The following is a 21,152-nucleotide window of genomic DNA, read 5'->3' as shown; positions in this document are numbered from 1 at the left end:
CTCCTGAGGTGGCGGCACGTCACCATGAAGACAGGACGAACCTTGCATATGCGACGCGCCGCGGGTGCCGAGAACGTGGACGAAACCGCAGGCGGAGATGAAGGCGGGAGTAAGAACGTTCTCACTCGGGCGATAACCGGCCCACTCCTTTTCGTGTTCATCCTCGGAGACGTCCTGGGCGCCGGTATCTACGCATTGGTGGGCGTCATCGCCGGTGAAGTTGGTGGAGCCGTCTGGGTACCACTGCTCGTAGCGCTCGTCATGGCATTGCTGACAGCAACGTCGTATGCCGAACTGGTCACCAAATATCCGCGGGCGGGCGGTGCAGCAGTATTCGCCCAACGGGCGTATCGGAAACCGCTGATCTCATTCCTCGTCGGCTTCTCGATGCTGGCGGCCGGTGTCACGAGTGCAGCAGGACTCGCCCTCGCATTCTCGGGTGACTATCTCAAAGCCTTCATCGACGTCCCGACCGTTCCAGCCGCGCTCGTCTTCCTCCTCCTGGTGGGGCTTCTCAATGCCAGAGGCATCAAGGAGTCGATGCGCGCAAATGTCGTCATGACAGTCGTGGAGGTCACCGGCCTCGTCATGGTTGTCGTCCTCGCCTGCGTAGTTCTCGGGCACGGCGACGGAACCTTGAGCCGTGTCGTGGAGTTCGACGACAGTCGATCGCCTGCACTCGCCGTGTTGGCAGCGGCGCTCCTCGCGTACTACTCGTTCGTCGGCTTCGAAACGTCGGCGAACGTCGCCGAAGAAGTGAAGAACGTGAGCAAGGTCTACCCACGCGCACTGTTCGGAGCCCTGTTGACGGCGGGCGCCGCCTATGTCCTTGTCGGCCTGGCTGTCTCGGTGGTGCTGCCCGCCGACGAGCTCGCCGCGTCCTCCGGCCCCTTACTGGCAGTGGTGTCAGCCGCCGACGTCGGTGTTCCGCCTCGCCTGTTCAGCCTGATCGCTCTGGTAGCCGTCGCCAACGGCGCACTGCTGACAATGATCATGGCAAGCAGGCTGACGTACGGAATGGCGTCGGAAGGGTTGCTCCCCAGCGCATTCGCGCGCGTGCTGCCGCGGCGCCGGACCCCCTGGGTGGCGATCATCGCAACCACAGCCGTTGCCATGGCTCTCTGCGTCACCGGATCGTTGTCAGCCCTGGCAGAGACGGTGGTACTCCTGCTGCTTTTCGTATTCATCAGCACCAACATCGCCGTCCTGGTTCTGCGTCGTGACGCAGTGCAACACAGCCATTTCCGGACACCGATCATCTTTCCGATCCTCGCCCTCGGTACGTGCGTTGCGTTGCTCACCCAGCAGAGCGCCGCAACGTGGTTGCGCGCATCATTACTCTTGGCGGTCGGAGTAGTGCTGTACGCCCTCTCCCGCCGTCGATCCACGAAGTAAGGTGCGATGTTCGAAAGGGGGTGTGATGACCGACAGTTCTGACACACCAGATGTAATTCAGCGTCGAGAGCAAAAAATCAACAGGCGAACCCTGACGTACGGCCTGTCCGTCGTTCTGGCTACCGCGGCACTGGTTGTCGCGATCGTCTGGTTGGGCTCCCGGCGGGGCGAATGCTTCGGTACCGACACCTTGCTGTGCTCACAGAAAGATCGCCGACTGGCCGTCTTCGTCCCGAGCCTCATGCTGCTACTCGGCTCCGTAGGCGCGTTCTTGCGAGCCTCCCTGCGATTGCACCGTCTGCGGCGCCTCTACATCCGGCCGTACATGGCGTGGCTCCTGACGGGGCTCACCCTGGTGTACCTGGCGGGAGCCTTCATCTTCATCGAGGGAAATATTCTCTGAATACATCTGTTCGGCAATCGGATTCACAGACCGAAGCGGTAGCTGTCGTTCAGAATCGTGTGTCGTCGATGGCAGTAAGGACCACTTCTCGAACCGATGACGAAGACGACAGATTCGAGATGGAGCGCACGGTATCCACGACGTCGTGCACGGGAACCAGAGACCCATCTCCGCGAGCGGCAGCGATGTCTCGGGGCACATCGAGTCCATCTTCCGTGTTGAGATATCCGAGGTGAAGGACCGTCACTGCGAGTCGGTCCTTCCGGTAGCCCTCTCTCAAGGCGTCGGCAATGCCGTTGATCGCGGACTTCGATGCGCCGAACGCAACTTCCGGCCTACCGCTTCGCGGGAGCCCCGAGGTAGAACCGGTCAAGAAAATCCGAGGTCGAGGACGCCCGATCATCCGCGGGATCAGGCGCTTCGACAAAAGGATCGTGCCGGTGATGTTGGCGTTGATCATTTCCAGCATTTCGACGTCGGATTGATCTGTGAACACATAATCGGAAGTGAAGGCGTCCCCTTCCCAAATTCCGACGTTGCAAATCAGGGTGTCTACACCTCCGACAAGCTCCTGGTCGATCGAGTTCGCTGCCGCAACAGGGTCGGTCAGGTCTGCTTCGATCCACTCGGAGACGTCGAACCCGTCAGGGCGCCGACGAGAAATACCGACAACGTCGTGACCATCGCTCCTCAAGCCCTCGATCAATGCACGACCAAGTCCCCGGCTCGCGCCGACAACAACTACCCTCGCCACAATTGCACCCTTCTGCCCGCTCTGTTCACATCCAATGGATGACACGACACATTCATGCACGCCGAAATACGTTGCCCTCGAGCGTGACAACGGCACCTGCCGCAACGAGCCGCTGAAGGTGCAGCTGCGCAGTTCGTCGTTCGACTGCATCGACGTACGGCGCGGTGACGTGCGAACGGTAGACGAGGCGATGCGCGACGATGTCTTCCAACTGCCTTGGTTCACCGAGAAATTGGACGAGTCTTTCTTCGCGGCTGAGCAGTTTGTCGCGGTAGGCGGTCAGCCGGCGACGGAACTCGTCGCTGCCTTCGACGACGCCCTTTTGATGGAAGGTGCCGTACCACCGAGCGTCGATGCCCGCGGCGCGGTCGATGGAGGCGAGGAAGTCGTCGACGCTACTGCCCAGGTCGCCGTACATCGGGCCGAAGGAGGTGAGATCGATGTCGGCGACATAGAAGAAGCCGTCGGGCTCGATGAGGAGGCCACAATGTCCGGGAGTGTGACCAGGTAGGTGAATGACCGTCGCCGTGCGGTCTCCGAGGTCGAAGACGTGGCCGTCGGCGATCCCGGAAACGTCATCGTGCGTCGGGGGAATGCCGTACTGCGCTGCTATTGAATGTTCGACCTCAGCTCGCTCCTCGGGGCGGAGGCCGTAATTTGTGAGCATCGTGTCAAGGGAGGCGACCGACGGTGCGTCGAGGTTGTGCGCGTACGTCGGTGCTTGAAAATGCCGGAGACCGGCAACGTGGTCCTCGTGGCCGTGACTGATGAAGACGAGGTCTGCGCCCACGGGATCTCGGTCGAGGGAGAGGGACGGGTCGATCACCAGCGTGCGTTCGGATCCGTGCACGACCACGGTGTTTCCGAAGGGGACGGTCCCACCGTTCTCTGGTACCAGCACCGAGACTTTGCCAAATTCTGTGGGTGTGAACATCTCTCGCTTCTCCCTGCGGCCATCGGGTAGTGAAGTTGCAGATCTCGAAGCAATCGAAGGTATCGCTGACAGAGACCTCAGTCAGTATGCATGGCCGGGTCAGCGGGCCGTACGCGGATCTTCCTGGACTACCCGGTGAGCTCTTCACGAGCAGCGACAAGGACTTCCTCGGAGAGGGACGATCCCTTGGTGGCTCGCGAGAGGACCAGAGCGCCGATCATGGTCGAGAGACGCACCAGCCCGTCATGCTCCTCATCCGCGAGCGCCTTGGCAAAATCACCGACCCCCTCGACATACACCCGACGGGCCTCACTGTCTGCCGGCTCGCGTGCCATGTCGGCGGCGAGTGCAGCAGCGGGACATCCGTCTGCCGGATTGTCGCGATGCTCCACGGAGAGGTAGTTGTCGATCAGGGCTTGTCGAGCCTCGTCACGCTGGCCAGCGTGCCTTTCGAGACCTGCTGCGTGCAGCTGCGCCAGTTCAGCGAAGGCATGGGTGGTCGCTTCGTCGATGAGCGCGTCCTTGGACGCGAACTGCTTGTAGAAACCACCGTGGGTCAGCCCCGACGCCTTCATCAAGTCAGCGACGCTGAGGTGAGTGCCCTTCTCTCGGAACAGACGAGCTGCGGTTTCCACGACGCGCCGACGGTTCTCTTCCGCTTGTTGCTGCGATACGCGGCCCATCACAACGCCTTCCAGTTTGGATTTCACTTGACATCTATCCTAGCCCACACTTAGATTTGATTCATAATCTAAATGTCACCGACAGTCACAACCCTGGGAGAATCATGGACCTGAACAAGACGGTTGCGGTCGTCACCGGAGCCAATCGCGGACTCGGCCACCATCTGGCCGCAGGGCTCATCGAGCGCGGCGCGAAGGTGTACGCGGCTGCCCGCAATCCGGAAACTGTCGATCTGCCCGGCGTCATCCCCCTGAGGTTGGACGTGACGGACGCCGAATCGATCACCGCCGCAGCGCAAATCGCATCGGATGTGACCTTGGTGGTCAACAACGCCGGAATCTCTACCTCGGCACCCTTGATCGGGGGCGACATCGATGACGTTCGCCGCGAGATGGACGTCAATTTCTACGGCCCGCTTGCCGTGACCCGGGCGTTTGCTCCGGTCGTCGAAAACAACGGAGGCGGAACAGTACTCAACGTTCTTTCGGTGCTGTCCTGGTTCCATCCGGCTGCGCTCGGGTCTTACGCGTCATCGAAGGCAGCGGCGTGGGCGATGACCGACGCCGTTCGAGAAGAACTGGCGCCGCGGGGAATCGCCGTCTCGGCACTGCACGTTGCATACATGGATACCGACATGGCTGCGGGCGTACCGGCTGAACAGAAGATCGATCCGGCCGATGTCGCCGCGCAGGCCCTGGACGGCATCGAACGTGGGCTGGCAGAGATCCTCGCCGACGACACCACCCGGTATGTCAAGGGGAGTCTGTCGTCGTCGAACTCCGAGTAACCAAGGGACTGTTGACGAGTGACACTCATCCCACCGTTTTGAGACTCGCCAATCTGCCCAGGATCGGTGCCCGCCAAGCCGCGAGGTCTTCCGGACCGTTTTCTTCCCACAACTCGTACAACTCCGACGTGTCGCTGTCTGCGACGGCACGCTCGAGTGCGGTGAGGACCCATGCCTTCTGCTCCGGACTCAAGGTTCCGGCGTACCCGGCGGCATCAATCTCGGCCAGCTGCACAGGCGCCGGAGCAACCCCGTGCGCAACCGCAAGGATCTCGGCGACGGCAATAGCTGTTTGAGCATCATCGGCATCGAGGTAGCCGTCGTCGGGGTGGCGTGCGTAATCGTCGATATCGTAGTCACCCGCCTGTACCGCGCTGAGCAGGTCGCCCGCTACGTCGTTGTCGAAAGGTCCTGAACCCCAAGTCCCCATGCTGTCTCTCCGATCCGTACCCGCGTCATCTGTCGTAACGATATTAGTGAATCACCGGCTTCGGCGAGGATCCTCGGGCTGGAAGTACTGCGTTCGCCGGAAATCGACATCAGCGCAACGGCACGCGAATGATGCGGTCATCACCGGGTTTGGGGTCGCCGCGTCCGTCGGTGTTGTTCGTCAGTATCCACAGCGACCCGTCCGGTGCGACTACAACATCACGGAGGCGCCCGTATTCGTCGACGAATTGCTCGTCGGCGGTCGCGGGATCGGTCAAGGGCACCGTGCGGAGTCGCTCACCACGAAGATTGGCGATGTAGATCGTGCCGTCGTGGATGGCGATTCCGCTGGGGCTGGCATCGTCAGGTGACCATTGTTGGAGCGGGTCGATGAATCCGTCTTCACCCGCAATCCCTTCGACCTCGGGCCACCCGTAGTTTCCGCCTGCTTCGATCTTGTTGAGCTCGTCCCAGGTGTCCTGCCCGAACTCGCTGGCGTACATCGTGCCGTCCTCGGTCCAGGCAATGCCCTGGGAGTTGCGGTGGCCGTAGCTGTAGACAAACGAGTTCGGAAATGGATTATCCAGCGGTACATCGCCATCCGGAGTCATTCGAAGGATTTTCCCGGACATCGAGTCGAGGTCCTGAGCCCTGTCTCGACTACCGGCATCACCGACGGTCACGTACAGCATCCCGTCCGGGCCGAACGCGATGCGACCACCGTTGTGGTAGTTGGCCGAAGCGAGCCCGTCGAGAATCGTCTCGGCCGGCCCGAGCGCGAATTCCCCCGGAGCACCGATGATGTCGAAGCGTTCGATCCGGTTCTCCCCGTTCGCGGTGAAGTACGCGTACAGGCGGTTTTCACGTACTGCGATCCCTAGTAAACCGCCCTCACCTCTGGGGCTGACGCCGTCGACGACTCCCACCTCGCGGCTGTTTCCGCCGGCGTCGAGTTCGAGGATTCGCGCGCTGTCGCGCTCACTGACAAGTGGTGTGTCGCCGTGGAATGCGATCGACCAGGGCGCGTCCAAGCCGTCGGCGACGGTCTCGGGTTCACCGAAGGCCGCGGCGGGCGCCGATCGTGTTGTCGTGCTTGCCTGCGGACGGGGCCCTTCAGGATCCTCGCTACCGCAAGCCGTCAGGAAGGCCGAGACGAGCACGGCGGCGCCCAGTCCTCGGATCTGTCGTCGTGTCATGGGCGCGTCTCCCGGGTTCAGGCAGTCTTTGCGCCGACGGTAGCGCGCAATCGGCCACACCGGGAGTCCCTTCGAGTACCCCCAACGACCGGGACTCCCTCGCAGGCGACGGGCGTGATGCCCTGGACGGGTGCGCCACGACATGCGCGTCGTCAACAGAAAGAGAACTGACCACCTCATGATTTCCGCCCCGACCGTCGAAGAAACCGGCCGCCTGCCGCTCGTGATCTACGTGCTGGCCGTCGGAGTTTTCTTGATGGGCACAACCGAATTCGTCGTCGCCGGCATTCTTCCCGAAATCGCGGGTGACCTCGGTACGTCGATCGCGAACGTCGGCCTGATGATCACCGTCTTCGCGATCGGAATGATCGTCGGCACGCCGGCGATGGCGATCTTGACACTCAGGGTTCCCCGACGCGTGACCTTGAGCTCGGCTCTGATTGTTTTCGCGATCGGACACGTCATCGTCGCGCTCTCGTCCAACTTCGGACTCATTCTCGGCGCCCGCTTCCTCACAGCCGTGGCGACGGGCGCCTTCTGGGCAGTCGCCGCAGTGGTCGGAGCAAAAGCGGCCGGCCCGGCGTCTTCCTCGCGCGCGCTCGGCATCGTCTTGGGCGGAGGCATGCTTGCGAACGTCATCGGTGTTCCGCTCGGCGCTCTGGCCGGTCAGAGCATCGGGTGGCGTGGTCCTTTCTGGGCCCTCGCCGCCCTCGCACTCGTCGCCGCGGCCGTCGTCCACCGATTGGTACCCGCCGACACCGACTCCGGTGCGGTGCCGTCCTGGCGAGCGGAGATCGCGAGCCTACGGGACGGACGCATCTGGCTCGTTCTGTCCGGTTGCGCCGTCGTGTGCGGGTCGTCGCTGGCGGCGTACAGCTTCATCTCTCCGCTGTTGACCGAGAACACGGGACTTGCTGCGTCGGCAGTGCCACTGGTGCTTGTCGGCTACGGACTCGGTGCGTTCGTCGGCTCCAATCTCGGCGGTCGACTCGGTGCGAAGCATCAGTACGGCGTCTTGTTCGTCTCGGCAGCGATGACGTTTCTCGTACTCGGGGCGCTCTGCCTCTTCTCGCACAACGTGATCGTGACGGTGATTCTCGTAGTCATGCTGGGACTATTCGGCATGTCGACCAATCCCATCCTGATCGGGATGGCTGTGCGTTATGCCGATCAGGCGCCGACGATGGCTTCTGCTCTCAGCACCTCGTCGTTCAATCTGGGCACGGCGGTCGGCTCCTGGATCGCCGGGTTCGCGTTGGCCTCGAGTCTCGGTGCCACTGGGCCGGTGTTGGTAGGCACCGGCGTTGCCGCTCTCTACTTTCTGCCGCTGATGATCCTGTTGCGCAAGGAACGCACGAAGCGCACCGCCGCCGAAGTCGTCAACTGACGACCCGATCAACCGTCGCGCAGTTCGTCAGCCGTCCGTCAGCGACCGCTCCGACACGTGCGGCGCAGAGTCCGCATTCTCACTGGCTGCCAACGAGGCGAGTAACTGCATCCGTTCCGCGGACGGCGATCCCGGCTCTGCGGTGTAGATCGTGAGCGTCAACCCCGGCTCGGCGGCCATCTCCAAACCTTCGAAGGCAAGCGTCAGCTCGCCAACGGCGGAGTGGTGAAAAGTCTTGAATCCGGTGCCGTGATGGCGGACGTCGTGCGCGCCCCACCGACGCCGGAATTCCTCACTCCGAGTGCTGAGTTCACCGATCAGATCGTGCAATTCCTTGTTGTGAGGATCTCGCCCAGCCTCCGTTCGCAGAATCGAGACGGTCACCTCGGCAAACGCGTTCCAGTCCGGATAAAACTCGAAAGCCCTTTCGTCGAGGAACGTGAAGCGCGCGATGTTCGGGGGCTGCCCCGGCATGTCGTAGAGGTCCTTGTAAAACGCACGCGCGAGTGGGTTGACCGCAAGAAGATCCATGCGACCGTTCCGCACGAAAGCGGGTCCTGCGGTGACTGCGTCGAGCGTCCACTGCAGGCTCTGATGGGGCTTCCAGCCCTTCGCATTTCGCCGACGCGGGGGCCTGGCTACCGGGCTTGCCGCGTGCGCGAGATCAAATAGGTGGGCGCGCTCGGCGTCGTCGAGTCGTAGTGCCTTCGCGATACTGTCGAGTACTCCCGGCGATGCGCCGCTGATCGCTCCGCGCTCGAGCCTCGTGTAGTACTCGACGCTCACGCCAGCGAGGGTTGCCACTTCACTTCGACGCAGACCTTCCACGCGGCGGTTCGATCCGGCCGGCAGTCCAACTTGTTCGGGCGTGACTCGGGCGCGCCGCGAGGTCAGGAATTCGCGTACTTGCGCTCGATCGTCCATGCCATCGAGCGTAAGTCAGTGACCGGTAGCGAGGGAGTCCCTCGCAGTACCACTATCGCGCGGGACTCCCGCCCGCCGCCGAATCGTGATCAGGTTGAAGTGACACGAAGAAACCGATGGTGAGGAGCCACGTCATGCGCGCTGTCGTCATGCATGCCCCCGGCGATGTCCGGGTCGAAGAGATCGAAGCGCCGGTGATCGTCGAACCGACCGACGCGATCATTCGCGTTACAGCCACCTGCGTCTGCGGTTCCGACCTCTGGCCTTATCGCGGCATCGAAAAGCTGAATGGCCCGACGCCGATGGGACACGAATACGTAGGCGTCGTCGAACAGGTCGGCCCCGAGGTCAAAGACATCGAAGTTGGGGACTTCGTCGTGGGCTCGTTCGTCGCGTCGGACAACACCTGCGAAATCTGCGAGGCGGGCTTTCAGTCTCGCTGTATCCACCAGGTCATGATGGGCTCGGTCGGCACCCAATCCGAATACGCTCGCATCCCGCTCGCGGATGGCACCCTCGTCCCTGTCCGCGGAGAGCCGACCGAGCGGCAGGCTCGCAGCCTCCTTGCAGCCTCCGACGTACTCGGCACCGGTTGGTTCGCCGCCGTAGCTGCGGAAGCCGGACCAGGCAAAACGGTCGCCGTCGTCGGCGACGGTGCAGTCGGACTCCTGGCGATCCTCGCTGCCAGACAACTCGGCGCCGAGCGGATCATCGCCATGTCACGCCACGCCGACCGGCAGGCACTCGCCACGCAATTCGGCGCCACCGACATCGTCGAAGAGCGGGGCGACGCGGGCATCGCGAAGATCAAGGAACTCACCGGCGGCTACGGCGCCCACTCGACCGTCGAAGCCGTAGGCACCCAAGAATCGATGATGCAGGCTATCGGAGCTACCCGCCCCGGCGGACATGTCGGCTACGTCGGGGTATCCCACGGCGTCGAGCTCGACGGCATGAACCTGTTCTTCGCGACGGTGAGCCTGCTCGGCGGTCCCGCGCCGGTCAGGCGATTCCTACCCGAACTGATCGAGCTCATCATGACCGACCAGATCGACCCGGGCATCGTCTTCGACCTCACTCTCCCGTTGGAGGACGCCGCCGCCGGCTACCAGGCGATGGACGAGCGGCGCGCCACCAAAGTGCTACTCACCCTCTGACCGATACCAAAGGCTCACGAGACAGAACTGGGTTCTCCACGCCGATCGAGGAACGTCTCGGCTACCAACGAGAGGCGCTCTTGGTTTACCGAGCAGCATGTTCACTGATCACAGCGAATGCGTTTGATGCCGAAGGTGAGGATGGGCACTTCGATTGGTGCGCAGCTGCTTTGATTCAAAAGGATGCTACACAACTGATATGCACCCCCACCAGCGGAAACCGATTGTACGAGTGAATGTTTCAATGAGATCGACTCGGCGCTACTTTGTAGCAACGACACTCGTCTCTACCTACGGTTGCGTACTGAATTCCTTGTGGGGCAGGCTTTCTTGTGTACTGCTGACGAGCCGTATCTGCTGACGAATCGTATTGCTGACGAACCAAGGTCGGAGAACAATGGGTCACTACAAAAGCAACGTGCGTGATATCGAGTTCAATCTGTTCGAGGTGCTCGGGATCGGCGAACTGTTGGATGCCGGCGCATACGGGGACCTCGACACCGACACTGTGCGCAACATTCTTGCGGAAGTAGCGAGACTGGCAGAAGGCCCGGTCGCCGCGTCCTTCGCCGACGCGGATCGGAACCCTGTCGAATTCGACGCACCCAATCACGCAGTTGTGGTCCCGGAACCTCTACGCAAGACGGTCGAGGCGGTGAACGAGGCCGGTTGGTCGCGACTCGGCCTACCAGAAGGCATGGGTGGTGTTCCTGCTCCGGCGCCGTTGGTCTGGGCGATCGGCGAAATGTTGGTCGCGGCAAACGGATCCGCAAGCTTTTTCAACATGGGTCCACTCATGGCGAGCGTGCTCTACACCATCGGAAACGAACAGCAAAAACACTGGGCCAAAGAAGGATTCGAACGCGGATGGGCCGGAACGATGGTGCTCACCGAACCAGACGCCGGATCCGATGTAGGCGCAGGCCGAACAAAGGCAATCGCGCAGGACGACGGCACCTGGCACATCGAGGGCGTCAAGCGGTTCATCTCCGGCGGTGACGTCGGAGACACGGCCGAGAACCTCTTCCACTTGGTGCTTGCCCGGCCCGAGGGAGCCGGTCCAGGAACCAAAGGTTTGAGCCTGTTCTACGTTCCGAAGTCCCATTTCAACTCGGACACACTTGAACTGGGAGAGCGCAACGGTGTGTACGTCACCGGCGTCGAGCACAAGATGGGCCTCAAGTCTTCCCCAACTTGCGAGCTCACCTTCGGAGCGACGGACGTTCCTGCCGTCGGCTGGCTCGTGGGTGATGTCCACAACGGTATCGCCCAGATGTTCCAGGTCATCGAGAATGCTCGAATGATGGTGGGCACCAAGGCGACCGGAACACTGTCCACCGGCTATCTCAACGCCCTCGAGTACGCAAAAGAACGAATTCAAGGCGCAGACCTCACCGAGCTGACAAACAAGACCGCGCCCCGTGTGGCCATTACGCACCACCCCGACGTCCGACGCAGCCTGGCGATGCAGAAGGCCTACGCCGAAGGCCTCCGAGCGGTCTACCTCTACACCGCTGCACACCAGAATGCTGATGTCGCCGAGTTGGTTTCGGGTGCGGATGCCGAATTGGCGGCGCGGGTCAACGATCTGCTGCTGCCGATCGTCAAGGGCGTCGGCTCCGAGAAGGCCTACGAACTGCTCACCGAGAGCCTGCAGACCCTGGGCGGCTCCGGTTATCTTCAGGACTACCCCATCGAGCAGTACATCCGCGATGCCAAGATCGACACCCTGTACGAGGGCACCACGGCGATCCAGGCGCAGGACTTCTTCTTTCGAAAGATCGCACGCGACCGCGGCGTTGCACTCGCTCACGTAGCCGGTCGCATACGAGAGTTCATCGACAGTGAGGCCGGGAACGGTCGACTCAAGGCCGAGCGAGTCCTACTCGAGACCGCCTTGACCGACGTGCAGGAGATGGCCGGGACGCTCACCGGGTATCTGATGGCTTCCCAGGACCAACCCTCCGAGTTGTACAAGATAGGCCTCGGCTCGGTGCGCTTTCTGTACGCGGTAGGCGACCTGCTCATCGGATGGCGCCTGTTGGTGCAAGCGGAAGTCGCGTTGGCGGCCTTGGACCGTGACGCGTCGGCAAAGGACCGGTCGTTCTATCGGGGCAAGGTGGTCATCGCGTCGTACTTCGCCAAGAACATCCTGCCTATCCTGGCGTCGACGAAAGAAATCCTGGGTTCCCTCGACAACGAGATCATGGAACTCGAGGAAGACGCATTCTGACAACGTGCCATAGTGAAAGCATGTATCTGCCCGACTTCGACTACGTGGGAGTCTGGAGCTTTCCGATCATGGGGCCGGATGCACCAGACGACGCTCCCGCCAACGTCGTCGAGGCGTGCCAGGCTGTCGGCAGGGATCTGCAATGCCGCTGGCACGGCCCTGATACGTACATGCAGAACTGCGTGTGGACGGTGTCGATGCTCGATGACGGTCAGTGCCACCTCGCGCTCGACGCTGGACCACGGCCAAAGGGCAAGAGTGCAGGAACCAGTCCCCTGATCAGCGTCAGGGTCGTCGGGCCGCACATCGAACAGCCTGTACAGGAGTTGACGGCCCTGATCGCCGGCGAAGTCCAGGACGAGCTGGCCGGCGGATTTCCCTTTGTGCACTGGCCCATCGAGAAGGACCGACTCTTGATGCCGACATTGCGTGGCGGACGCGCGGTATGGGTGGTTCGCAGCGCTGATCGCATTGTCTCCGAGATCGGCGAACTCTGCCCGAGATGAAAATGCTTGCTGCGTGATTCAAACGTGGTCGTGAACCGGCGACGGAATCTTGTTGGAACGATACGAGTCTCCGCTCCGGTTCGGCCGCCAGAGACGCCAGTGTTTCGCGGACAACCGGAACGGGAGATGGTCTTGTAGGTGACGAGCACCGGACGACAACCGTTCGTCTGCAGGCAGGTTGAGCCACAGGGACAGTGAGGATGTCGCGTTGCCGAGGGTTGCGCGTATGCCTGACTCGCCGAGAATCCGGCCGTATCCATCCACGGCAAAACGGCCGAACGCGTCGGGGGTGATGTCGGGGTACGGCGCGCGGGTGTTGGGGTCGATCAGGCGTACGGGCGCGCTGCAGGTCAGCGCCGCCACAGAACGTCCGTGGGTTGTGACCGCATCGCAACCAACGAGGGCATCGAGCGCTTCGTTGACAGAACCAGGTGGGACGTTCCATTCGGAATGGGTTTGCGCTTTGTAGCGGGGCCCACCGAAGAGCTCGGTAGCGAACGATGACAACTGCGCGGTCGGCTCGGATGGCCCACTCTGGTAGATCTCGAACGTCCACGACGGCAACGACACTGGTTCGGTGCAGGATTCCAGGAACGTCTGCAGCCGCTGAAATGCAACATCGGGACGCTTGACTCGAAGCGAGTGTGCACCACCGGCGGACCCGGGCAACCCGTCGTATGTCACTACCTCGGGCAATGCGGCTTCCGGTGTCCGCGTCGTCACAGGTTAGCCAATCGCGAAAGCACTACCCCGGCTGGTTCCTCCGTCGCGTGGCGATAGCCAGTGCCGGCCCACAGGTGCATTCGCTCGGGATCTGCCTGCGCAACAGCGGCTTTGCGCATCGGGTTGGTCAGGTGATGGATGGCCGGATACCCGATGGGCGCTTGTGCGTCGTAGCGATCGATGAACTCGTTCCGAAGTGCTCGTGCAGGACGTCCCGTGAAAGCTCTTGTGACGACCGTGTTCCCGCGGGACGTGTCGGCCAGAGCTGCCTTGTGCGGAGCCGAGGCACCACTCTCCTCGGTGCGCAGCAGTACGGTACCGACCACTGCCGCGTCCGCTCCGGCACGTAAGGCAGCAGCGACGTCGGCGGAGGTCGCCAGTCCACCGGCCGCCAACAACGGAACCGACGTCCGGTGACGGATTTGTGCGATAAGTTCGGCGATCGGTGTTTCTGCCGGAACCTGCAGGGGAGTGAGCGTTCCGGAGTGGCCGCCGGCAGCCGACGATTGCACGACAAGCAGATCGGCACCGGCGTCGACGGCAAGGAGCGCCTCTGCCTCCGAAGTCACTGTGAGGACGACAAGTGAACCGGCAGCGCGCAGCGCCTTGATGACGCCGGGTGCGGGAAAGCCGAAGGTGAAGCTGACCACCGGAACCGGGCTGGCCAGGAGCAGATCGATCTTGTCCTCGAAGTAGTCGTCGTCTTCGACAGGCTCACCGTCAGCCAGTGTGATGCCGTAGCGATCCGCCTCGACCTGGATCGCCCTGGTATAGGCACGGTAGGCATCGACGTCGACAGGCACCGGGTTGGGCGCAAAGACGTTGACACCGAACGACACTCCCTCGGCGCGCACGGTGTCGATCTGGTCGGACAGAGCCTGAGGCGTCTTGTACCCGGCGGCGAGGAATCCGAGACCGCCTGCGCGAGAGGCAGCAGCAACAAGTGCCGGTGTGGAAGCGCCGCCGGCCATGGGGGCTGCGATGACAGGGACCTTCAGGTCGAGATCGGTTGTGAGTGCGCTCATTCGAACATCTCCAGTCCTACGTCGGGTAGTGCTCCGGCGGTTTCGTCATCTGACATCAAAAACTACCTCCTCAGTCGAGGTGGCCGTCCGAGGGTCCGCATCGAGATCGGAAGGGAATCGGAACCGCAAAACCGCGGCGGCCACTGCTGCGCCCAGAACGACGGCCGCACCCAACAGCAGAGCGTCGCGATACCCGTCTCGCAGCAACGGAGTGACAACGAGTGGGCCGAGAATCTGACCGACGCTGTATCCAGCGGTCAGCAACGCCACGGCGCGTGGGAACTGCAGGTGCGCGCCGATTGCCAACACAATTGACCCGATACCAAGGAAGGTGACACCGAACAGGAAAGCTGAAATCAGTGCGGGGCCGACGCCTCCGATCACAGCAGGAAGCGCTATGCCCACCGCCTGAATCAACAGGGCAACGAGAAGCAGAGTCGGCCTCGACCAACGCAGGCTGAGCCAAGCCCACAGGGCGCACGAGGGAAATGCGGCCAGACCGACCACTATCCAAGCGCCGCTGCCCACCCATTCTGGAGCGGCGAGATCGATTGCGGCAACAAGGAACGTGCCCGCGATGATGTAGCCGATGCCTTCCAGGAAATAACTGATGAACAAGGCAGTGAACCCGTGTTGGGAACTGGGAGTTCCCGGCGCGTCCGGTGTGATGGTCGGACGCGGTTCCGGCGTCAATCCCCAGGCTGCGACCGCACACACCACTGCAAGGGCCGCAGATGCCAGCCAGGCTGTACTCCAGGTACCGATGAAGCGGACGACCAACACGAGGACCCCGGACAGGGCGATACCCAACCCAACTCCGCCGAATCCCCATCCGGCCAGAAATTGGGACTGCCCCCGAAGGTGCGCGTGCAAAGCGCTGACGGCGATCATGAAGACGAGGGCACTGGCAATGCCTGCGACGAGCCGCAGGGCGAACCAGATGGATCCGTCGTGGGTAGTGGGCATGAGCGCCAAAGTCGCGATGAGGACCACCAACGACGTACGCATCACCGCTGCCGAGCGCACCACGCCGGGAATGAGGATTCCCGCGAGCGCGCCGATCAGGTACCCGACGTAGTTGGCCGTCGCCAGGGTGGCGCCGAGCGAGGCGGACAGACCGGCCTGCGTGTGCATCAACGGCAGAATCGGTGTGTAGACGAATCGACCGATTCCCATGCTCGCCGCCAGCGCAGCGGCAGCTTGGACAGCGTGCGCTCTCGGGGAGACGCCGTTGTGGATTGTGGTCATGGTCTTATCGTGTGCCCCGGCCGCGCCGGACCGCCACGACCGCTTTGCTCCTGACTGATAGGCACAACCTCCCACCGCACGTAGCATGAAGGATCGTGGAGCTGCGTCAGCTGAGATATTTCGAGGTCGTCGCCGAGGAACTGCACTTCGGCCGAGCCGCGGCGCGGCTACTGATAGCCGGGCCGTCATTGTCGCAGCAGATCATGGCACTCGAGCGCGACCTCGGCGTCAAGCTGTTCGTCCGCGACCGCCGTTCCGTCGCTCTGACGCCAGCCGGGGCGGCCTTGCTCCCTGATGTCCGTGCGCTACTCGAGAGTGCCGAGAATCTGCGACGCCGCGCGGAGCGTCTGTCCGGAGCGGAGCCCGTCCGGATCGGCTACGTCAATTGGCTCCCCACGGATCTGATCGCTCGCACGTCGGGGGTCGCGCAACTACACGTCGACGCCTGGGTGGTGCCTTCGCACGCGCAGGCCGCGCGGGTAGCGGACGGCAGCCTCGACCTGGCGATCGCCTGGGTGCGGAAAACCGATGTCGCCCAACATGCTCTGAGCGCAAGACTGCTCGGTGCGGATCGGCTGTACGCGGTCTCCACCGGAGAGGACACCACACCGGTGCGGGCACGCGACGTCGTCGTACTCGTCGACGACGACACCACCTCCTGGTATTCGTGGAACGTCTACGCCGAAGAATTCGCTCGCGATACCGGCGCACAGATTCTGCGCATCAACGACGGTGGTATCACCGGTCCGGCATTCTTCGATCACGTCCGTGCCGTCGGCCGTCCGGTCGTCAACTCGCCCAAAGGGCAGACCATCACGCTGCCAAGCGATCTCACTGCACGTGCAGTGATCGACCCCGCGGCAATCTGGACGTGGTCTCTCCTGTGCCGCGAGAACGAAACGCGCCCTGCAGTTCTCGCGGCCGTCGACGCTCTCACCCGCGGCGTCACTGATCTCGAAATCCACGAAGACGGGATATGGCTACCCATGGACGATCCTTACCGGAGGACTCGATGACACGACGCGCTATTCGAGTTTTCTGGGGACGACGGCCGGAATCGGTGCAGGCCGTGGCCTCCCGGTGGCGTCGGACGTTGGAGCAAGTCGAATTCCTGGTGCCCGAGGTGGTCGGCGGGTCGTGGCAACAGATCCATTCCGCTGGACCTGCTACTGCCGTGACCGTCGACCAGTTGGCGCAGGTCCTCGAGAACGCGCAGGCCGCCGAAGACTGGTCGGATCGTCTGGGAATCGGATTGAGGCTCGCATCCAGTGGAGGGCCCGAATGGGGGCTCGAACTCTCCGGGTTGGCGGGCGGCGAACCTGAAATCGTCCTTCAGTCGATGATTCTTGCCGTCAGCGCGCCGGACACCGCCGAAGTTCCTGAGACAGACCTACTTCGGATGCTCGCCGCGGAGTGGGAACCGGACTTCGGAGACGTCACCGACGACAACATCCTCGACGCTCTCGAAGACGAGTCCGACTATCGCGTCGGTGATCCCGTGATCGGCCGAGTCGGCTACCTCTCGTCCGCTCGCGCTGACGCGATCCCGGATGACCTGGCAGCAGGCGTTGCCGCGTTACCGGGCGGCGGCGTGTTGCTACAGATCGGGGCCGTCTATGGGGTCGTTCGGGCGTACGAGCGCCTGCGCGAGACCGGCGCACTCGATCCGCTTCCGCGTCCACTGGACCGCGCAGTCCTCTGAAGGTGGTTACCGTTTGTCGAGTATGGGTAGCCCGGGCGTCGGAACGAACTCTCACCGCGGCACTACCGCCGAAAAATGAACCGAAAGGCCCACCGCATGGTTGACGTCACCCGCAAATTCACCGCCGAGGTACCGATCGAAAAGGCTGCGGCGTTTCTCCGCGACTTCGCCAATGCGCCGACGTGGGATCCGGGCACCGAGAGCTGCACGCAGATCTCCGACGGTCCTGTCGGCATCGGAACCCAGTGGCACAACGTGTCCAAGCTGTTCGGCGTCACCACGGAACTGACGTACGCGCTGGTGACCGACGAGCTGAATCACGTTGTTCTCGAAGGAAAGAACAAGACTGCCACCAGTACCGACGACATCACCTTGACTTCGGTGGGTCCGAACTCGACCGAGATCGAATATCACGCGAACGTCGAGTTCAACGGTGCCGCCAAGATTGCGTCGCCTCTCCTGAAGGCGGGATTCGAAGCCAAAGTGGCACCAGAGACCGTGAAGAAGATGACGGAAGCCCTCGAAGCGCTCTGACAAGTCCGTCAGGTTCTTGTCACTGTGTGTTGCCGCCGCTCGCGCCACCGTTGCGAGCTTCGATGGCATCGATGGACTTCGCGAACGACTTTCCCAGCACTTGGGTGCCGACGAGTCCGAGTACCGACGCCAGGAGCTTTCCCTTGAGGTTCTTGCCGTCCCGGACCACGACGGCATCGACATCGGTCAGACCCGTCGGCTGCCGGGTCAGCGTGTAGGTATGGCTCGACGCCCCGCCCCACAGGTTGGAGTCGGTGGTTGTCATCACGACGCGGTGCGGGTCGGTCCAGTCGTAGTGCAGACGCTCCCAGATACCACTGGAGCCCTCGGTGACATCAGCATCGTGGGGTCCTTGTTGGTGCACTTTCAGGTAGCTGTCCGCACTGCGGCCGAAGATTTCCTCACGGCCCGGGCCGAAGTCGGTCAGGCCGGCAAGGACCTGTTCGGGCGTCGCAGTGGTCGTCTTGTGAAGATGGATCGTGGTCATGGCGCCTTCTTTCAACTGTGGATGATCCGGTGCTGAAAAAGCCGGGGAGTGACTCATCCAGCACACCACTCACACGAAATGAATGAAAGACAATTGCTCGCCCAGTCTCGATCCGCTGTCTCGATCCGCTATTCGACGCCGCGCCGGCTGGCAGTGATTGCGCCGTGCGGCCTGTAGCCGCTCCCCGTCCGGGTATGGGTCTCGATCACGTCGAAGCCCGCTGTGACCAGCACCTCGGCAAGTTCGGTCACCGGCCATCGATAACCAGTCGTCGCGGCGTGATCAAAAGGCTCTACGGTCACGCCTTCGAAGAAGCCCACCAGCAACCCACCACCTGGGCGGATCACGCGCGCGAATTCAGCGAGCGGTGCCTCGATATCTTGCGGGTGATGGTGAATGAGCGAGTACCAGGACAGCACGCCGCCCAGTGAATTCGTTTTCGCGTCCAATGCCTCGAAGCCCCCGACCTCGAAGGAAAGATCCGGGTATCGGGTGCGGGCTCGTTCGACGAACTCGGGCACGAGATCGATCCCGCTCACAGCCAGCCCGCTCTGGGCCAGGAAGTCTGTCCACTGCCCCGGCCCGCACCCGGCGTCGAGTACGGGGCCGGTCAAAGTGGCGGCCCAGCTGGTCACCAGGTCCCGATCAGATACGTGCGTCGAATCCATCGAGCCGAAGAGGTCCGTGTACTCCTGGGATCTGGCCGAATACGACTTTCGGACTACGTCGCGGCGCGTTGCACTCGAATTCTCCACGCCGTCAATAATTATCGATGTGCACCATTCCTTCGCCACAACTCGCCGAACCGAAGGTTCATACTCTGTCGAAGGCCTACGGTCACGTCCGGAAACTGAGGTCATACGGTGGAAGAGAAAGAACTGGCGGCGAAGATCCGCGAACTACTCAGTGCCCGATCGGCCGAGTCGAGCATCTGCCCCTCCGACGTGGCCCGCGCAGCGGCACCCGACAATTGGCGTCCGCTGATGGACCCCGTCCGAGAGGCTGCCCGCCACATGGTGGCCCACGGCGAAGTGCAGATCACCCAGGGCGGCGAAGTCGTCGACCCGGAATCCGTACGAGGTCCGATCAGGATTCGGTGGGCTCGTTGATCAACCGCGTGACTTCTGGCGGCACTGCTCTCACAGCGTGAATCAGCGGAAACGGTCCAGATGCTCACGCAGGAACGCATCCAGGCTTCGTGGCTCACGCCCCAGGACACGTGCCACCGTGTCGGTGGGTGACTCCGGGCGCGAGACGGCAAGTTGCTGGATCTCCAGAATGTGCTCGGCCAGCCACGGAGGCATGTGGGCATGATCGACGAGGTTTTGCCGCAGTTCGTGCGGTGGCAGGTCGATATATTGGACGGGGCGATCGAGCATGCGGGTCAGAGAATCGGCGATGCCGCCGTAGCCGACTGCCTCGCTGCCCGTCAGGACGTAGGTACCGCCGGCGAGGTCGGCGCGTGTGAGCACGGCCGCGGCGACGTCACCGATATCTCGGCAGTCGATCCAGTTGCACGGCGCGTCCCGCATCGCGCCCAGAATCACCCCTTGCGCAGCCACCGCCGGAGCCAGGAGCAACAGATTCTGCATGAACGCATAGGGGCGGAGCAGAGTGTGGCGGATCCCGGATGCGCGCAGGTGTTCGCCGACGGCATGGTGGCCGCGGGAGAGAGCGATGGGGGAGTCGGCCGCGGCGGCGGGGTCGGAGATCTTGACGATGTGTTCGACGCCGCTCTCTGCGGCAATGTCGATCACACGCGTTTCGAGCTCGACCTGTTCGAGTCCGTTGGCCATGGCGAGGAAAAGTTGTTCAGCCCCTTCGAAAGCCGTGCGTAGCGAAGTTGAGTCTGCGGCATCGGCCGACACTACTTCGACCAAACCGTCGGCCAAATCGCCGAGGTGGGCGCGCAGCCTGTCCGGGTCGCGGGACAACGCTCGGCTCGGCACACCCGAGGATGCGAGACTGCGTAGCAACGCGCCGCCTGTGGTTCCGGACGCTCCCATGATGACGATCATCGTGTTCCTTTCGGTCTTCCCCGCGAAGCCGGGGATCTTTGACATGTGTTGTCTGTCAGGGATTCTGACGGCGCCATCGCCAGCTGACGATGACGGCAGCGACAGCGGCAGATATCGGTAGATCGAGTTGCAGGCGAGCAAGCCAAGCAGTGTCGACCACGCTCGTGTGAGCTGGTAGCCAACGGGAGGCGAACCACCCGACGAGGCCTGCAATTGCAGCGGCTCCGACGGCAAGAATTGCCGTCACCATGACGCGAGGCAGAGCCGTGGTCCACGGTCGTGACCTCCCGCGACGCTGCAGCCAGGAGCCGATCAGCAACGCCACCACTGCCGACGTGCCCGCAATGGACGTAAATGCCGCCATCGTGAGGCCCGATTGGCCGGATGCGACTCCGCCCGCACCCGCCATCAGCGCAGGGGCAAGGTAGGCGACCAGCACCTCTCTCCACAGGGTGAATGATCGTGCGGCGCGACGATCGGCAACCGGGTCGATTCGATTGGAATCGGTTATCTCCCTTTTGTTTTCGCGACGGATCGGCGGGGTGTGTCCGGACATGAAGGAGACCAACTTTCCGTTTATAATTAGGTGGCTAACTATTTGGGCATGGAAGGAGAAGCCTCTGTCG

General features: G+C 62.6%; 24 protein-coding genes. 11 read left to right on the top strand and 13 right to left on the bottom strand.

The features are described 5' to 3' along the window. Positions 1-24 precede the first annotated feature (24 nt). Together QM596_RS00885 and QM596_RS00880 are read left to right on the top strand one after the other, a co-directional pair. Positions 25-1,395, top strand: a complete 1,371-nt coding sequence (locus QM596_RS00885; protein ID WP_371326911.1) for an APC family permease — start codon at positions 25-27, stop codon at positions 1,393-1,395. Positions 1,396-1,420: 25 nt separating this feature from the next. Continuing rightward, on the top strand, positions 1,421-1,798 hold the full coding sequence (locus tag QM596_RS00880) for a hypothetical protein (RefSeq protein ID WP_084324721.1): 378 nt from the start codon (positions 1,421-1,423) through the stop codon (positions 1,796-1,798). Between the two features lie 49 nt (positions 1,799-1,847). Here QM596_RS00880 and QM596_RS00875 read toward each other — a convergent pair whose 3' ends face one another. From QM596_RS00875 to QM596_RS00865, 3 genes are all read right to left on the bottom strand, one after another. Further along, on the bottom strand, positions 1,848-2,552 hold the full coding sequence (locus QM596_RS00875; protein ID WP_019745976.1) for an SDR family NAD(P)-dependent oxidoreductase: 705 nt from the start codon (positions 2,550-2,552) through the stop codon (positions 1,848-1,850). Positions 2,553-2,604: 52 nt separating this feature from the next. Continuing rightward, entirely contained in the window at positions 2,605-3,486 is an 882-nt protein-coding gene (locus QM596_RS00870; RefSeq protein WP_283307821.1) for an MBL fold metallo-hydrolase, read from the bottom strand. Positions 3,487-3,614: 128 nt separating this feature from the next. Next, positions 3,615-4,196, bottom strand: a complete 582-nt coding sequence (locus QM596_RS00865) for a TetR/AcrR family transcriptional regulator (RefSeq protein ID WP_020971305.1) — start codon at positions 4,194-4,196, stop codon at positions 3,615-3,617. Positions 4,197-4,273: 77 nt separating this feature from the next. Here QM596_RS00865 and QM596_RS00860 point away from each other — a divergent pair, with 77 nt between their 5' ends. Next, complete coding sequence (locus QM596_RS00860; RefSeq protein WP_283307820.1) at positions 4,274-4,957, top strand: SDR family oxidoreductase; 684 nt, start codon at positions 4,274-4,276, stop codon at positions 4,955-4,957. A 25-nt stretch (positions 4,958-4,982) separates the two neighbouring features. Here the strand turns inward: QM596_RS00860 and QM596_RS00855 are convergent, their stop codons facing one another. Both QM596_RS00855 and QM596_RS00850 read right to left on the bottom strand, forming a co-directional pair. Beyond that, positions 4,983-5,387 (bottom strand): DUF4259 domain-containing protein, encoded by a 405-nt coding sequence (locus QM596_RS00855; protein WP_019745980.1) that lies wholly within the window; start codon positions 5,385-5,387, stop codon positions 4,983-4,985. A 109-nt stretch (positions 5,388-5,496) separates the two neighbouring features. Continuing rightward, positions 5,497-6,582 (bottom strand): PQQ-dependent sugar dehydrogenase, encoded by a 1,086-nt coding sequence (locus QM596_RS00850; protein WP_020909664.1) that lies wholly within the window; start codon positions 6,580-6,582, stop codon positions 5,497-5,499. A gap of 178 nt (positions 6,583-6,760) precedes the next feature. Here QM596_RS00850 and QM596_RS00845 point away from each other — a divergent pair, with 178 nt between their 5' ends. Beyond that, positions 6,761-7,969 carry an MFS transporter gene (locus QM596_RS00845; RefSeq protein WP_283307818.1) on the top strand — a complete coding sequence of 403 codons (1,209 nt, stop codon included), beginning with the start codon at positions 6,761-6,763 and terminating at the stop codon, positions 7,967-7,969. Between the two features lie 27 nt (positions 7,970-7,996). Here the strand turns inward: QM596_RS00845 and QM596_RS00840 are convergent, their stop codons facing one another. Then, positions 7,997-8,893 carry a helix-turn-helix transcriptional regulator gene (locus QM596_RS00840; protein WP_283307817.1) on the bottom strand — a complete coding sequence of 299 codons (897 nt, stop codon included), beginning with the start codon at positions 8,891-8,893 and terminating at the stop codon, positions 7,997-7,999. A 134-nt stretch (positions 8,894-9,027) separates the two neighbouring features. On the opposite strand from QM596_RS00840, the gene QM596_RS00835 reads away from it, so the two are divergent. The 3 genes from QM596_RS00835 to QM596_RS00825 all read left to right on the top strand — a co-directional run bounded on the left by QM596_RS00835 (position 9,028) and on the right by QM596_RS00825 (position 12,789). Then, positions 9,028-10,050 carry a zinc-dependent alcohol dehydrogenase family protein gene (locus QM596_RS00835; protein ID WP_070795440.1) on the top strand — a complete coding sequence of 341 codons (1,023 nt, stop codon included), beginning with the start codon at positions 9,028-9,030 and terminating at the stop codon, positions 10,048-10,050. A gap of 397 nt (positions 10,051-10,447) precedes the next feature. Further along, entirely contained in the window at positions 10,448-12,283 is a 1,836-nt protein-coding gene (locus tag QM596_RS00830) for an acyl-CoA dehydrogenase (protein WP_021333262.1), read from the top strand. 20 nt (positions 12,284-12,303) lie between these two features. Next, positions 12,304-12,789, top strand: coding sequence for a hypothetical protein (locus tag QM596_RS00825; protein WP_283307816.1), 486 nt, complete (start codon positions 12,304-12,306; stop codon positions 12,787-12,789). Positions 12,790-12,807: 18 nt separating this feature from the next. Here the strand turns inward: QM596_RS00825 and QM596_RS00820 are convergent, their stop codons facing one another. From QM596_RS00820 to QM596_RS00810, 3 genes are read right to left on the bottom strand one after another with little or no spacing between them, the layout of a single operon-like run. Beyond that, positions 12,808-13,512 carry a hypothetical protein gene (locus QM596_RS00820; protein WP_283307815.1) on the bottom strand — a complete coding sequence of 235 codons (705 nt, stop codon included), beginning with the start codon at positions 13,510-13,512 and terminating at the stop codon, positions 12,808-12,810. After that, on the bottom strand, positions 13,509-14,537 hold the full coding sequence (locus tag QM596_RS00815; protein WP_283307814.1) for an NAD(P)H-dependent flavin oxidoreductase: 1,029 nt from the start codon (positions 14,535-14,537) through the stop codon (positions 13,509-13,511). The genes QM596_RS00820 and QM596_RS00815 overlap by 4 nt, the downstream gene beginning before the upstream one ends. A gap of 45 nt (positions 14,538-14,582) precedes the next feature. After that, on the bottom strand, positions 14,583-15,785 hold the full coding sequence (locus QM596_RS00810; protein ID WP_283307812.1) for a YbfB/YjiJ family MFS transporter: 1,203 nt from the start codon (positions 15,783-15,785) through the stop codon (positions 14,583-14,585). A gap of 95 nt (positions 15,786-15,880) precedes the next feature. On the opposite strand from QM596_RS00810, the gene QM596_RS00805 reads away from it, so the two are divergent. The 3 genes from QM596_RS00805 (at position 15,881) to QM596_RS00795 (ending at position 18,021) form a co-directional block, all read left to right on the top strand. Next, on the top strand, positions 15,881-16,801 hold the full coding sequence (locus QM596_RS00805; protein ID WP_075834863.1) for a LysR family transcriptional regulator: 921 nt from the start codon (positions 15,881-15,883) through the stop codon (positions 16,799-16,801). Beyond that, entirely contained in the window at positions 16,798-17,487 is a 690-nt protein-coding gene (locus QM596_RS00800; RefSeq protein ID WP_283307811.1) for a hypothetical protein, read from the top strand. The genes QM596_RS00805 and QM596_RS00800 overlap by 4 nt, the downstream gene beginning before the upstream one ends. A gap of 96 nt (positions 17,488-17,583) precedes the next feature. Further along, on the top strand, positions 17,584-18,021 hold the full coding sequence (locus QM596_RS00795; RefSeq protein ID WP_283307810.1) for an SRPBCC family protein: 438 nt from the start codon (positions 17,584-17,586) through the stop codon (positions 18,019-18,021). A gap of 19 nt (positions 18,022-18,040) precedes the next feature. Here the strand turns inward: QM596_RS00795 and QM596_RS00790 are convergent, their stop codons facing one another. Together QM596_RS00790 and QM596_RS00785 are read right to left on the bottom strand one after the other, a co-directional pair. Then, complete coding sequence (locus tag QM596_RS00790; protein ID WP_283307808.1) at positions 18,041-18,508, bottom strand: hypothetical protein; 468 nt, start codon at positions 18,506-18,508, stop codon at positions 18,041-18,043. A gap of 128 nt (positions 18,509-18,636) precedes the next feature. Further along, positions 18,637-19,263 carry a class I SAM-dependent methyltransferase gene (locus QM596_RS00785; RefSeq protein WP_198531557.1) on the bottom strand — a complete coding sequence of 209 codons (627 nt, stop codon included), beginning with the start codon at positions 19,261-19,263 and terminating at the stop codon, positions 18,637-18,639. Positions 19,264-19,371: 108 nt separating this feature from the next. On the opposite strand from QM596_RS00785, the gene QM596_RS00780 reads away from it, so the two are divergent. Continuing rightward, the gene (locus tag QM596_RS00780; RefSeq protein WP_019745995.1) at positions 19,372-19,617 is read left to right on the top strand and encodes a DUF3253 domain-containing protein; all 246 of its coding nucleotides are present in this window, start codon (positions 19,372-19,374) and stop codon (positions 19,615-19,617) included. 42 nt (positions 19,618-19,659) lie between these two features. On the opposite strand, the gene QM596_RS00775 is transcribed toward QM596_RS00780, so the two are convergent. Both QM596_RS00775 and QM596_RS00770 read right to left on the bottom strand, forming a co-directional pair. Further along, positions 19,660-20,571, bottom strand: coding sequence for an NmrA family NAD(P)-binding protein (locus QM596_RS00775; protein WP_283307807.1), 912 nt, complete (start codon positions 20,569-20,571; stop codon positions 19,660-19,662). A 10-nt stretch (positions 20,572-20,581) separates the two neighbouring features. Then, positions 20,582-21,082, bottom strand: coding sequence for a hypothetical protein (locus QM596_RS00770; RefSeq protein ID WP_283307806.1), 501 nt, complete (start codon positions 21,080-21,082; stop codon positions 20,582-20,584). Between the last annotated feature and the right edge of the window lie 70 nt (positions 21,083-21,152).

Origin of the sequence: Rhodococcus sp. IEGM 1406, assembly GCF_030056745.1 — a bacterium.
GTDB lineage: Bacteria > Actinomycetota > Actinomycetes > Mycobacteriales > Mycobacteriaceae > Rhodococcus_F > Rhodococcus_F erythropolis.
This window is presented reverse-complemented; position numbering and strand designations above follow the sequence as displayed.

Excerpts from the sequence above, each read along its gene's own strand:
- QM596_RS00845 (WP_283307818.1), top strand. The coding sequence starts at position 6,761 with ATGATTTCCGCCCCGACCGTCGAAGAAACCGGCCGCCTGCCGCTCGTG.
- QM596_RS00825 (WP_283307816.1), top strand. The coding sequence starts at position 12,304 with ATGTATCTGCCCGACTTCGACTACGTGGGAGTCTGGAGCTTTCCGATC.
- QM596_RS00810 (WP_283307812.1), bottom strand. The coding sequence starts at position 15,785 with ATGACCACAATCCACAACGGCGTCTCCCCGAGAGCGCACGCTGTCCAA.
- QM596_RS00790 (WP_283307808.1), bottom strand. The coding sequence starts at position 18,508 with ATGACCACGATCCATCTTCACAAGACGACCACTGCGACGCCCGAACAG.
- QM596_RS00840 (WP_283307817.1), bottom strand. The coding sequence starts at position 8,893 with ATGGACGATCGAGCGCAAGTACGCGAATTCCTGACCTCGCGGCGCGCC.
- QM596_RS00830 (WP_021333262.1), top strand. The coding sequence starts at position 10,448 with ATGGGTCACTACAAAAGCAACGTGCGTGATATCGAGTTCAATCTGTTC.
- QM596_RS00800 (WP_283307811.1), top strand. The coding sequence starts at position 16,798 with ATGACACGACGCGCTATTCGAGTTTTCTGGGGACGACGGCCGGAATCG.
- QM596_RS00880 (WP_084324721.1), top strand. The coding sequence starts at position 1,421 with ATGACCGACAGTTCTGACACACCAGATGTAATTCAGCGTCGAGAGCAA.
- QM596_RS00885 (WP_371326911.1), top strand. The coding sequence starts at position 25 with ATGAAGACAGGACGAACCTTGCATATGCGACGCGCCGCGGGTGCCGAG.
- QM596_RS00860 (WP_283307820.1), top strand. The coding sequence starts at position 4,274 with ATGGACCTGAACAAGACGGTTGCGGTCGTCACCGGAGCCAATCGCGGA.
- QM596_RS00835 (WP_070795440.1), top strand. The coding sequence starts at position 9,028 with ATGCGCGCTGTCGTCATGCATGCCCCCGGCGATGTCCGGGTCGAAGAG.
- QM596_RS00850 (WP_020909664.1), bottom strand. The coding sequence starts at position 6,582 with ATGACACGACGACAGATCCGAGGACTGGGCGCCGCCGTGCTCGTCTCG.
- QM596_RS00855 (WP_019745980.1), bottom strand. The coding sequence starts at position 5,387 with ATGGGGACTTGGGGTTCAGGACCTTTCGACAACGACGTAGCGGGCGAC.
- QM596_RS00815 (WP_283307814.1), bottom strand. The coding sequence starts at position 14,537 with ATGAGCGCACTCACAACCGATCTCGACCTGAAGGTCCCTGTCATCGCA.
- QM596_RS00795 (WP_283307810.1), top strand. The coding sequence starts at position 17,584 with ATGGTTGACGTCACCCGCAAATTCACCGCCGAGGTACCGATCGAAAAG.
- QM596_RS00775 (WP_283307807.1), bottom strand. The coding sequence starts at position 20,571 with ATGTCAAAGATCCCCGGCTTCGCGGGGAAGACCGAAAGGAACACGATG.
- QM596_RS00870 (WP_283307821.1), bottom strand. The coding sequence starts at position 3,486 with ATGTTCACACCCACAGAATTTGGCAAAGTCTCGGTGCTGGTACCAGAG.
- QM596_RS00770 (WP_283307806.1), bottom strand. The coding sequence starts at position 21,082 with ATGTCCGGACACACCCCGCCGATCCGTCGCGAAAACAAAAGGGAGATA.